Consider the following 12131-nt stretch of genomic DNA (forward strand, 5'->3'; position numbering starts at 1 on the left):
GGTTAAACGCTGAGGGCGGCGCGCAGTTGCGCTTCGAGTTGCTCGGCGTCCAGCTCCTGGCCGATCAGCACCAGGCGCGTGGTCCGGGCCTCGTCGGCGCCCCACTGGCGGTCGAAGTGCTTGTCGAAACGGGTGCCCACGCCCTGGATCAGCAAGCGCATCGGCTTGTTGGGGATGGCGGCAAACCCCTTGACCCGCAGGATCCCGTGCTTGACCACCAGTTGGGTCAGGGCATCGAGCAGCAGGCTTTCCTCGGCTTGCGGCAGTTCGATGGAGATCGAATCGAAAGCGTCGTGATCGTGGTCGTCATGATCGGCATCGTCGCCGTCATGGTGATGGTCGTGGTGGCTGTGACGGCTGTCGATGTGTTCTTCGGAGCCGGCACCCAAGCCCAGCAACACGTCCAGCGGCAGGCGACCGCTGCTGGCTTCGATGACCTTGACCGCTGGTGGCAGTTCTTCAGCCACTTCCAGGCGTACTTTTGCCAGGTCTTCGGCGCTGATCAGGTCAGCCTTGTTGAGAATCACCAGGTCGGCGCTGGCCAGTTGGTCGGCGAACAGCTCGTGCAGCGGCGATTCGTGGTCCAGGTTGGGGTCAAGCTTGCGCTGGGCATCGACCTGGTCCGGGAAGGCGGCGAAGGTGCCGGCGGCCACGGCCGGGCTGTCGACCACGGTGATCACCGCGTCGACGGTGCAGGCGCTGCGGATTTCCGGCCACTGGAAGGCCTGGACCAGGGGTTTTGGCAGAGCCAGGCCCGAGGTTTCGATCAGGATGTGGTCAAGGTCGCCGCGCCGGGCTACCAATTCGCGCATCACCGGGAAGAATTCTTCCTGCACGGTGCAGCACAGGCAGCCGTTGGCCAGCTCGTAGACCCGGCCGCTGGCTTCTTCTTCAGTGCAGCCGATGGAGCATTGCTTGAGGATTTCACCGTCGATGCCCAGTTCGCCAAATTCGTTGACGATCACCGCGATCCGGCGACCCTGGGCGTTGTCGAGCATGTGCCGCAGCAAGGTGGTTTTGCCCGAGCCAAGGAAGCCGGTGACGATGGTGACGGGAAGTTTGGCCAGTGTTTTCATCGGATGCCCTTTGGCAAGGTGGCGGGCATACGGGACGAAAACCGCGGCAATGGCTGCGCGGAAGAGTTCGCCACCGGATCACCCCGCCCGGTTGTAGTGAGAATTCGTCACGAGGCAGGTCTCCTGGCTGAGGGTGTGCCGGTGGTAACCGACGATTGACGCGCCTTCCCGCCAACGCCTTGAAGCGCGTGCAGTGGCTGTGCATCAACCATGACCCTTTACAGTTGCGGGGGCAGCCGCGGCTTGGACCGCGTTCCCTTCTTAGCTTCGGCCGACTGCGCCGAAGAACCTCGAGTGCGCAAGGCTACGCAGAGCGCAGGGGCCGGTCAATGCGCATTGTCGGCCAGCCTCGGTGCCGGCGCGGGGAAAATTCATTGCCCGGTCCCGGCGCCATTGCGAAAGAGTGGCAATTGACGGCCCTCCCCCGCCCATGCTCTCCTACACACCTTGTTACGGGTGCCCTTCACAGGGTGAAACGGGAAACCGGTGCGTCACGTGCCTTACTCAAGGCCTTGACCAGTCCGGTGCTGCCCCCGCAACGGTAAGCGAGCGAAGAATCAGATCCACTGCGCCGGTCATCCGGCATGGGAAGGCGATTCTTGCAGGCCAGGCGCAAGCCCCGCCCCTCGCGAGCCCGGAGACCGGCCCGCAATAGACACATAACAAACCCGCGGTGGGCGGGCGCTGTTAATTCCCTGTGCGCCCGTCGCGCGGGGTTTTGCTGCGTTCGATCCACCCGCTGATAACCAGAGGGATGCGCCATGTCGATCATCAGCAGCACCAGTCAATCCGCCAGCAGCACCTCCACCCTGAGCCAACGCCTGGTCGCCGCCATCGGTGCCTCGATCCTCGGCGCGTGCCTGGTGTATTTCGCCGGGTTCTCCCATATCGAAGCAGTGCACAACGCTGCCCACGATACCCGTCACAGCTCCGCCTTCCCGTGCCATTGAGACCTGCTGACATGATCAAGCGTATTGCGCAAACCGCAGGTTTCACCGGGCTGCTGGCCGCCCTGTTGCTGACCCTGCTGCAAAGCTTCTGGGTCGCCCCGCTGATTTTGCAGGCCGAAACCTACGAAAAGGCCCCGGCCACTGAAGTCCATGAACACGCCGAAGGCGCCATGGCCGGCCACACCCACGATGCCGAAGCCTGGGAACCGGAAGATGGCTGGCAGCGCGTGCTGTCGACCACTGGCGGTAACCTGGTGGTGGCCGTCGGCTTCGCCCTGATGCTCGCCGGCCTGTACACCCTGCGCGCGCCGAATCGCACGTCCCAGGGGCTGCTGTGGGGCCTGGCCGGTTACGCCACCTTCTGCCTGGCACCGACCATGGGCCTGCCGCCCGAGCTGCCGGGCACCGCCGCTGCGGACCTGGCGCAACGGCAGATCTGGTGGGTCGGCACCGCGGCCTCGACCGCCGTCGGTATCGCGCTGATCGTGTTTGCCCAGCACTGGCTGTTGAAGGTGCTGGGTGTCGCCATCATTGCCGTGCCGCACATCATTGGCGCGCCACAGCCGGAAGTGCATTCGATGCTGGCTCCGGAGGCCCTGGAAGCGCAGTTCAAAATCGCCTCGCAACTGACCAATGCCGCGTTCTGGCTGGCCCTGGGCCTGATCAGCGCCTGGTTGTTCCGGCGTAAAAGCGCAGGTCACTACGCGGCATGAGTGAACGGCACGCAGCGCCGGCCCTGGTGGTCGGCCTGGGTTGCCAGCGCGGCTGCCCGGTGGACACGCTGCGCGCATTGCTCGACCAGGTCCTGGAGACCCATGGCTTCGGGCTGGATCAAGTCCGGGGCCTGGCCAGTATCGACCTGAAACGCGAAGAACCCGGCCTGCTGCAACTGGCCGAGCAACTGGCCCTGCCCCTGACCTGCTTCAGCAGCTCGCAGCTCACGCCCTATGCGCTGCAACTGAGCCACCGCTCGGAAATCGCCTACGAACGCACCGGCTGCTATGGCGTGGCCGAAAGCGCCGCCCTGGCGCTGGCCGAACGCCTGGCGCAGAGCCCGGCGAAACTGCTGATCCGCCGCCAAAAGTACGCCCAGGCGACCCTGGCCATGGCCTGCTGCGGCTAAAACCCCGATAATCCCCCGCGTTGATCATGAGCAATCTTCATCTACAGGCTTGCCTTGACCCTTTTTTCACAGGAAACAGCCATGACCGTCTTTTTTATCGGCGCCGGCCCCGGCGACCCGGAGCTGATCACCGTCAAGGGCCAGCGGCTGATCCATCGCTGCCCGGTGATTATCTACGCCGGCTCCCTGGTGCCGGAGGCGGTGCTGGCGGGGCATAGCGCCGAACTGCTGGTCAACAGCGCCGAGTTGCACCTGGAACAGATCATCGAACTGATCAAGAACGCCCACGCCAAGGGCCAGGACGTGGCCCGGGTGCATTCCGGCGACCCCAGCCTGTATGGCGCCATCGGCGAGCAGATCCGCCACCTGCGCCAATTGCAGATCCCCTTTGAAATCGTCCCCGGGGTCACCGCCACCGCCGCTTGCGCCGCGTTGCTCGGGGCGGAGCTGACCCTGCCGGATGTGTCGCAAAGCGTGATCCTGACCCGCTACGCCGACAAGACCGCGATGCCCCCTGGCGAGGAGTTCTCCAGCCTGGCCCAGCATGGCGCGACCATGGCGATTCACCTGGGGGTCAACCACCTGCAGAAAATCGTCGCCGAACTGCTGCCCCACTACGGCGCCGATTGCCCGATTGCCGTGGTCCATCGCGCCACCTGGCCGGATCAGGACTGGGTGCTGGGCACCCTGAACGACATCGAGCAGAAAGTGGCGGCCAAGGGTTTTCGCCGCACGGCGTTGATTCTGGTGGGCCGGGTGCTGGCGACGGATCATTTCAGTGAGTCGTCGCTGTATCGCGCGGGGCATGCGCATTTATATCGCCCGTAGGGCGCGCGGAGATACGGGGGGCAGCCGCTTTGCGGCCGAGCGGGAGCAAGCTCCCTCGCCACAAACCTGCTCCCCACCCGTACAGCAGAGTCATTTGCCCGGGGTTGACGGCGCCTTTTCTGGCCCATAAAAAAACGGCGCTCACGGGGCGCCGTTTTTTTGGGTGCAGTGAACGCCTTACTTAGTAGTAGGCGTTTTCTTTCTGCGTGTGGTCGGTCACGTCGCGGACCCCCTTGAGCTCAGGGATACGCTCAAGCAACGTGCGCTCGATGCCTTCCCTCAGGGTCACGTCGGCCTGGCCGCAGCCCTGGCAGCCGCCGCCGAATTGCAGCACGGCGATGCCGTCTTCAACCACGTCGATCAGGCTGACCTGGCCGCCGTGGCTGGCCAACCCCGGGTTGATCTCGGTTTGCAGGTAGTAGTTGATGCGCTCGTTGACCGGGCTATCGGCGTTGACCATTGGCACCTTGGCATTGGGCGCCTTGATGGTCAGTTGGCCACCCATGCGGTCGGTGGCGTAGTCGACCACCGCATCATCGAGAAAGGCTTCGCTGAACGAATCGATATAAGCGGTGAAGCTCTTCAGGCCAATGGCCTTGTCTTCGGGTTTTTCTTCGCCCGGCTTGCAATAGGCGATGCAGGTCTCGGCGTACTGAGTTCCTGGCTGGGTGATAAAGACGCGGATCCCGATACCCGGGGTGTTCTGCTTGGAGAGCAGATCAGCCAGGTAATCGTGGGCGGCGTCGGTAATGGTAATAGCGGTCATGGAAATTCCTCGCAGGCGTGGGCGGAGTTTACGCCAATCGGCGCGCCGTACAAAGTCCTAGGGTTTTTGTCGGGTTAACGCCAAGGCCGGGCGGGCAGCGGCCGGGGCGTCGGCCCAGCGTTTGAGCCACTGATAGCTGCGCTTCTCCACCCATTCGTAGCTGCCCCAGGCGGCCAGGCCGATGATCAGCACGCACCCGGCAAATACCGCGTAGGGGTTCAGGCCATAGCGTTGTGCCACATAGCCCCCCAGGGACAGCACCAGCACATGCATCAGGTACACCGAGTACGAGCTGTCTCCCAGCACCTTGAGCAGGCGGTTGTGCTGGAAATAACGCTCCAGCGCCATGCTCGACGCCACGATCAGGGCACTCGGCAAGCCCCAGGCCAGCACCCGCGGCTGCGGTGGCAGCTGGTAGATCGCCAGCAGCGCGCCGCCGATCAGCAGCAGCGGCAGCCACAGCCCGGGCTTGATCCAGCCTCGGCGATAGAGCATGCCCAGGCCGATCCCCAGCAAAAACTCATAGACGATGTCCGAGCGATAAAAATCGCTGACCCAGCCAAACCCGGTCCAGGCCTGGCTCACGGCAAACAGCAGCGCCGCGACGATCAGCAACCGCAGGTGCAGGCGGAACAGCAATGTCCAGGCGAACAGCAGGTAAAACAGCATTTCGTAGTTCAGGGTCCAGCCCACGTTCAGGGTCGGGTAGATGCCATACCCACCCGGGTTCTGGGTCGGGATAAACAGCAGCGACAGCAGCAAGTGCCACCAGTCGACGCTCTGATCGGCAAACGCCGGCCGCGCAAACACCACCAGCAGGCCCATCAGCAGCGTGTACAGCCAATAGGCCGGGACAATCCGAAACAGCCGGTACATCAGGAAACGCCCGGGAGGCAGGTCCTTGTTTTCAGTCGACAGGAAGATCACCAGCCCGCTGATGACAAAGAAGATATCGACCCCCACCGCGCCCTTGTCGATAAACAATTGACCCAGGGCGCTGCTGGCGTGGAAGTCGAAAAAGATCTGCATGAAGTGGTGGCAGACCACCGTCCAGGCGGCCAGCGCCCGCAGCGCCTGTACCGAAATCAACATCCTCGTGCCCTCCCCAGCCAGCCCCGACAGCGCCTGAACCACTCAGGCGCCTAAAGCTTGGGACCGCAGGCAGCGAGCAAAGGTCGATCAAAGATTCTCGTAGCGATTCATATCCAGCACACCCGCTTCCACCGGGTCGGTTTCTTCAAGAAAGCGGGTCTGGTCATGGAAATACTGCCAAAACTGCGGATGGCTGCGGCGGATCCCCCAGCGCTCGACAATCTTCTCGAAGCGATGGGCGTCCTTGGCGTTCTCCATCGCGGTGACGAACTCCGGCACCTGATCGGCGGGGATATTGAAGATGAAGTTCGGGTAGCTGCTGAGCACGCCCGGATAGAGGGTCAAGGTGTCCAGCCCCGGCTGATAACGCAGCTGCTCACCCAGCATGAACGCCACATTGCTGTGGGCCCGGTTGCGCAACAGGCTGTAGAACACCCGCTGCCCGCTCCGGGTCTGGATGCGCAGCATGCTGGCCTCGGGCAACTGATCGATGACCTTGAGCCCGGCGGCCGGACGCGAGGTCAGGCGGCTCAGGGCCTGTTCGGCATCCTGCAACTGCGGGTCGATGCCGGGCCGGGAACAATAGGCGCTATCACAGCGGTTGATTGGGTCCGGCCGAGCATTGAGGTCGCCATAACGCGCCAGCAATTGCTTGGCAAAATCGCGTTTCGGGTCTTTTTCGTCGAGCTTCAAGGCGCTGCGCTTGTCGTCGTCGATGGACTCGTAATCCAGCCACATCTTGAATTTGCCGCTGCTCTGGTACCAGTCGTCGAGGAAATCCTCGCGGGTGCCGGCAGGCATCAGGCGCAGGAAGTTCTGCTCCGCGCCGTTGCGGATCAAATCGAAGTACAGCCGGGTCTGGGCCTGGTGCGAGACGTTGCCGAACACGTCGAAATTCACCGCCAACTGGTAGTACGTGCGCTCCAGCAAGGGGTAGTCGAACAGCCACATCGTCTGCGGCACCTCGCCGATCAGGCCCTTGGTCACCGAGGCGCTGTCGAAGTGGCGGAAAATACTCAGCAAGGCGTTGTCGTTGCCGGCCCACAGGCTCGACCAGCTCGGCGCTGGCGAATCGGCATAGGAGTCGCGGCGCAGGGCCTCGTAGTCATTGCGCTTGTCGCGGTAAGCCAGCCACAGGCTCAGCACACTGCCGACATCGTCGTTCTGCCCGGGCATCGCCAGCAGCGGCGTGGCCTGACCCCGGTACGCCGGATCGGTGATGTACAGGTCATGTTCCGGCGCCTGGAACAACGCCCAGAAATTGTCGCGGATCACATCGGTGGCGATCTGTCCCCGGCACACCGGGCCGCGGATAAAGGTGCGTACGAAGTACTCCGCGTTATCCAGCATGAACTGGTAGCGGGCCTTGGCCGGGATCGCCTCGAAGGTCTCGAACGGGTTGGCCCGGCGCGTCGGTCCGTAACCGGGCAAGGCCGTGACCTGCCAATCCCCGCTGTAGAACAGACTCTTGACCCGGGCCATCTTCGCCGCGCTCAGCGGGTAGGTAATGTGGGTCTTGTGCACGATCACCCCCTGCACCGGCCACAGGCGGTAATAGACCTGGGTCCCCGGGTCATCGTTGGGGCGCCGAGTGTTGATCAGGTCGATGGGCTGGCCGCTGGGCGTACGCGAACGCACCCACTGGAAGAAATGCCCCGGCTCACCGTCCTCGAAGTAGATATGGGCCAGGAACAAGTGCTCGAACAACCAGCGTGCCACCAGGCTTTCCCGGGCGCCGGGGGCGTTGAACAAGCCTTCCCATTGCAGCACCTGCATCGCTTCGCGGGCGCTGGGGGCCAGGCCCTGCTGGTCGATCGGCGCTCCGGACGCCAACCAGCGCTGCAGGGTCTGGTACTGCTGATCGGTAAGGCCGGTCACCGCCAGCGGCATGCCTTCTTTGGGATGGGCACCGGCATAGGCGTCGAATTCGCCGGGCTGCGGGCACATGTTTTCCCGGTTCAGGCCCAGGACGATGTCCTCCGGCAGCTTGGCATTGGGTTGCAATGGGGTGTTGTGCCCCAGCTCCAGCATGCGCGCCATCAGCGCCGCCTGGCTGCCCTGGGCGTCGAGCACCGAATAGAAGTCCTTGCGCTGCCAGGCGGCCTTGCCGAACGCGTCGTAGAACAGCCGGGTCGGCGCCTGGGCCTGGCGCCGCTCGCCGTCGTAGACCGGGATCTTCGACGCGCCCCGGGCTGCGCCCTCGGCACTGCCCAGGTTGAGCTGACAGGCGGAGTCATAGCAGGCATGGCAGGCCACGCACTTCTCGGTGAAAATCGGCTGGATGTCGCGGGTGTAAGAGAGCGCCGGAACCGGAGTCTCTGCCTGCGTGGTGCTGCTTATCAGCAGTAATAAAAACGCGCTGATACTGACGCGATACGGCATGTCTCTGGTCCTGGGCGTAGAAAACCGCGCAATTCTACCGAGGTCAGGCTGATATCAACATGAGCGATATTCATGCAAAAGCAGCACATGCTCCAATAGCGCACAGGTTTGCTATGATCGCCGCCCTTCGCAATGGCCTTACCAGGTAGTCCCCATGTCCGATCGCAGTGCTCGCCTTCAAGCCCTCCAGCAAGCTCTCAAAGAGCGCATCCTGATTCTCGATGGCGGCATGGGCACCATGATCCAGAGCTACAAGCTCGAGGAGCAGGACTACCGTGGCAAGCGCTTCGCCGACTGGCCAAGCGACGTCAAGGGCAACAACGACCTGCTGGTGCTGACGCGCCCGGACGTGATCGGCTCCATCGAGAAGGCCTACCTCGACGCCGGCGCCGACATCCTGGAAACCAACACCTTCAACGCCACCCAGGTGTCCCTGGCCGATTACGGCATGCAGGGCCTGGCCTACGAGCTGAACGTCGAAGGTGCACGCCTGGCGCGCAAGGTGGCCGACGCCAAGACCCTGGAAACCCCGGACAAGCCCCGTTTCGTCGCCGGCGTGATCGGGCCGACCAGCCGCACCTGCTCGCTGTCGCCGGACGTCAACAACCCCGGCTACCGCAACGTGACCTTCGATGAGCTGGTGGAAAACTACACCGAAGCCACCCGGGGCCTGATCGAAGGCGGCGCCGACCTGATCCTGATCGAAACCATCTTCGACACCCTCAACGCCAAGGCGGCGATCTTCGCCGTGCAAGGGGTGTTCGACGAGTTGGGCTTCGAGTTGCCGATCATGATCTCCGGCACCATCACCGACGCCTCCGGCCGCACGCTGTCCGGCCAGACCACCGAAGCCTTCTGGAACTCCGTGGCCCACGCCAAGCCGATCTCGGTCGGCCTCAACTGCGCCCTCGGTGCCAGCGAACTGCGCCCGTACCTGGAAGAGCTGTCGAACAAGGCCAACACCCATGTTTCGGCGCACCCCAACGCCGGCCTGCCCAACGAATTCGGCGAATACGACGAACTGCCGGAAGAAACCGCCAAGGTCATCGAGGAATTCGCCCAAAGCGGCTTCCTCAACATCGTCGGCGGCTGCTGCGGCACCACCCCGGGCCACATCGAAGCCATCGCCAAGGCCGTGGCCGGCTACGCGCCGCGGGCGATCCCGGACATTCCCAAAGCCTGCCGCCTGTCGGGCCTGGAGCCGTTCACCATCGATCGCAGCTCGTTGTTCGTCAACGTCGGCGAGCGCACCAACATCACCGGCTCCGCCAAATTCGCCCGCCTGATCCGTGAAGACAACTACACCGAAGCCCTGGAGGTCGCCCTGCAACAGGTCGAAGCCGGCGCCCAGGTGATCGACATCAACATGGACGAAGGGATGCTGGACTCGAAGAAGGCGATGGTCACCTTCCTCAACCTGATTGCCGGCGAACCGGACATCTCGCGGGTGCCGATCATGATCGACTCCTCGAAGTGGGAAGTGATCGAGGCCGGCCTGAAGTGCATCCAGGGCAAGGGCATCGTCAACTCCATCAGCATGAAAGAAGGCGTCGAGCAGTTCATTCACCACGCCAAGCTGTGCAAACGCTACGGCGCCGCCGTGGTGGTGATGGCCTTCGACGAAGCCGGCCAGGCCGACACCGAGGCGCGCAAGAAGGAAATCTGCAAGCGCTCCTACGACATCCTGGTGAATGACGTGGGCTTCCCCCCGGAAGACATCATCTTCGACCCGAACATCTTCGCCGTGGCCACCGGCATCGAAGAACACAACAACTACGCCGTGGACTTCATCAACGCCTGCGCCTATATCCGCGACGAGCTGCCGTATGCGCTGACCTCGGGTGGCGTGTCCAACGTGTCGTTCTCGTTCCGCGGCAACAACCCGGTGCGCGAGGCAATTCACTCGGTGTTCCTGCTGTATGCGATCCGCAACGGCCTGACCATGGGTATCGTCAACGCCGGCCAGCTGGAGATCTACGACCAGATCCCGGCCGAGCTGCGCGACGCCGTGGAAGACGTGGTGCTCAACCGCACGCCTAACGGCACCGACGCCCTGCTGGCGATCGCCGACAAGTACAAGGGCGACGGCAGCGTCAAGGAAGCCGAGACCGAGGAATGGCGCGGCTGGGAGGTCAACAAGCGCCTCGAGCACGCCCTGGTCAAGGGCATCACCACCCACATCGTCGAAGACACCGAAGAGTCGCGCCTGTCCTTCAGCCGCCCGATCGAAGTGATCGAAGGCCCGCTGATGTCCGGCATGAACATCGTCGGCGACCTGTTCGGCGCCGGCAAAATGTTCCTGCCCCAGGTGGTGAAATCGGCGCGGGTGATGAAACAGGCGGTGGCCCACCTGATTCCCTTCATCGAGCTGGAAAAAGGCGACAAGCCGGAAGCCAAGGGCAAGATCCTCATGGCCACGGTCAAGGGCGACGTGCACGACATCGGCAAGAACATCGTCGGCGTGGTCCTGGGTTGCAACGGCTATGACATCGTCGACCTGGGGGTGATGGTGCCGGCGGAGAAGATCCTGCAGGTGGCCAAGGAGCAGAAGTGCGACATCATCGGCCTCTCCGGCCTGATCACCCCGTCCCTGGACGAAATGGTACACGTCGCCCGTGAAATGCAGCGCCAGGACTTCCACCTGCCGCTGATGATCGGTGGCGCCACCACCTCCAAGGCCCACACCGCGGTGAAGATCGAACCCAAGTACAGCAACGACGCAGTGGTCTACGTCACCGACGCCTCGCGCGCGGTGGGCGTGGCCACTCAACTGCTGTCCAAAGAGCTCAAGGCCGGCTTCGTGCAGAAGACCCGGGAAGAATACGTGGAAGTGCGCGAGCGCACCGCCAACCGCAGCGCCCGCACCGAACGCCTGAGCTACCCGGCGGCCATCGCCAAGAAGCCGCAGTTCGACTGGAGCAGCTACCAGCCGGTCAAACCGACGTTCACCGGCGCCAAGGTACTGGACAACATCGACCTCAAGGTACTGGCCGAGTACATCGACTGGACCCCGTTCTTTATCTCCTGGGACCTGGCCGGCAAGTTCCCGCGCATCCTGACCGATGAAGTGGTCGGTGAGGCAGCCACCGCGCTGTACGCCGACGCCCAGGAAATGCTCAAGAAGCTGATCGACGAAAAACTCATCAGCGCCCGTGCGGTGTTCGGCTTCTGGCCGACCAACCAGGTGCAGGACGATGACCTGGAAGTCTACGGCGATGACGGCCAGCCCCTGGCGCGCCTGCATCACTTGCGCCAGCAGATCATCAAGACCGACGGCAAGCCGAACTTCTCCCTGGCCGACTTCGTGGCGCCCAAGGACAGCGGCGTGACCGACTACATCGGGGGTTTCATCACCACCGCCGGTATCGGCGCCGAAGAAGTGGCCAAGGCTTACCAGGATGCCGGCGACGACTACAACTCGATCATGGTCAAGGCCCTGGCCGACCGCCTGGCCGAAGCCTGCGCCGAGTGGCTGCACCAGCAGGTGCGTAAAGAACACTGGGGCTACGCCAAGGACGAACAGCTGGATAACGAAGCGCTGATCAAGGAACAGTACAGCGGCATCCGCCCTGCCCCGGGTTACCCGGCGTGCCCGGATCACACCGAAAAAGCCCAGTTGTTCCAGCTGCTCGACCCAGAGGCCCACGAAATGCATGCCGGCCGCAGCGGCGTGTTCCTCACCGAGCACTACGCCATGTTCCCGGCCGCGGCGGTCAGCGGCTGGTACTTCGCCCACCCGCAGGCGCAGTATTTCGCCGTGGGCAAGGTCGACAAGGACCAGGTGCAGAGCTACACCGCGCGCAAAGGCCAGGACCTGGCCGTGACCGAGCGCTGGCTGGCACCCAACCTGGGTTACGACAACTGATAGCCGCCCTCCGGCCGCTCATGGGGTGAGCGCCGGCTATCACCGGGCG

General features: G+C 63.5%; 9 protein-coding genes and 2 riboswitches. Of the genes, 5 read left to right on the forward strand and 4 right to left on the reverse strand.

Annotation, left to right across the window (positions count from 1 at the left end; translation table 11 throughout):
- Window positions 1-2 precede the first annotated feature (2 nt).
- A complete protein-coding gene (cobW, locus tag ACOZJV_RS29275) occupies window positions 3-1076 on the reverse strand; it encodes a cobalamin biosynthesis protein CobW (RefSeq protein ID WP_020296890.1) in 1074 nt (357 codons plus the stop codon).
- 96 nt (window positions 1077-1172) lie between these two features.
- Window positions 1173-1384, reverse strand: a riboswitch (cobalamin riboswitch).
- Between the two features lie 129 nt (window positions 1385-1513).
- Window positions 1514-1740, forward strand: a riboswitch (cobalamin riboswitch).
- Between the two features lie 97 nt (window positions 1741-1837).
- Between cobW and ACOZJV_RS29280 the strand changes: the two genes are divergently transcribed.
- From ACOZJV_RS29280 to cobM, 4 genes are all read left to right on the forward strand, one after another.
- Window positions 1838-2026, forward strand: a complete 189-nt coding sequence (locus ACOZJV_RS29280) for a CbtB domain-containing protein (RefSeq protein WP_020296891.1) — start codon at window positions 1838-1840, stop codon at window positions 2024-2026.
- Window positions 2027-2037: 11 nt separating this feature from the next.
- Window positions 2038-2739, forward strand: coding sequence for a CbtA family protein (locus ACOZJV_RS29285; RefSeq protein WP_078468753.1), 702 nt, complete (start codon window positions 2038-2040; stop codon window positions 2737-2739).
- Entirely contained in the window at window positions 2736-3149 is a 414-nt protein-coding gene (locus ACOZJV_RS29290) for a cobalamin biosynthesis protein (protein ID WP_201131499.1), read from the forward strand. The genes ACOZJV_RS29285 and ACOZJV_RS29290 overlap by 4 nt, the downstream gene beginning before the upstream one ends.
- An 81-nt stretch (window positions 3150-3230) precedes the next feature.
- On the forward strand, window positions 3231-3977 hold the full coding sequence (cobM, locus tag ACOZJV_RS29295) for a precorrin-4 C(11)-methyltransferase (RefSeq protein ID WP_421549060.1): 747 nt from the start codon (window positions 3231-3233) through the stop codon (window positions 3975-3977).
- Between the two features lie 181 nt (window positions 3978-4158).
- Here the strand turns inward: cobM and nfuA are convergent, their stop codons facing one another.
- The 3 genes from nfuA to ACOZJV_RS29310 form a co-directional block, all read right to left on the reverse strand.
- The gene (nfuA, locus tag ACOZJV_RS29300; protein WP_078468750.1) at window positions 4159-4743 is read right to left on the reverse strand and encodes a Fe-S biogenesis protein NfuA; all 585 of its coding nucleotides are present in this window, start codon (window positions 4741-4743) and stop codon (window positions 4159-4161) included.
- Window positions 4744-4800: 57 nt separating this feature from the next.
- Entirely contained in the window at window positions 4801-5835 is a 1035-nt protein-coding gene (locus tag ACOZJV_RS29305; protein WP_078468749.1) for an acyltransferase family protein, read from the reverse strand.
- Window positions 5836-5922: 87 nt separating this feature from the next.
- Window positions 5923-8217 (reverse strand): fatty acid cis/trans isomerase, encoded by a 2295-nt coding sequence (locus tag ACOZJV_RS29310; protein WP_421549061.1) that lies wholly within the window; start codon window positions 8215-8217, stop codon window positions 5923-5925.
- A gap of 154 nt (window positions 8218-8371) precedes the next feature.
- On the opposite strand from ACOZJV_RS29310, the gene metH reads away from it, so the two are divergent.
- Window positions 8372-12082: a methionine synthase gene (gene metH, locus ACOZJV_RS29315; protein ID WP_421549062.1), complete on the forward strand. Its 3711-nt coding sequence runs from the start codon at window positions 8372-8374 to the stop codon at window positions 12080-12082.
- Window positions 12083-12131 lie beyond the last annotated feature (49 nt).

It is taken from the genome of Pseudomonas sp. QD4, assembly GCF_049199125.1.
Taxonomy (GTDB): Bacteria; Pseudomonadota; Gammaproteobacteria; order Pseudomonadales; family Pseudomonadaceae; genus Aquipseudomonas.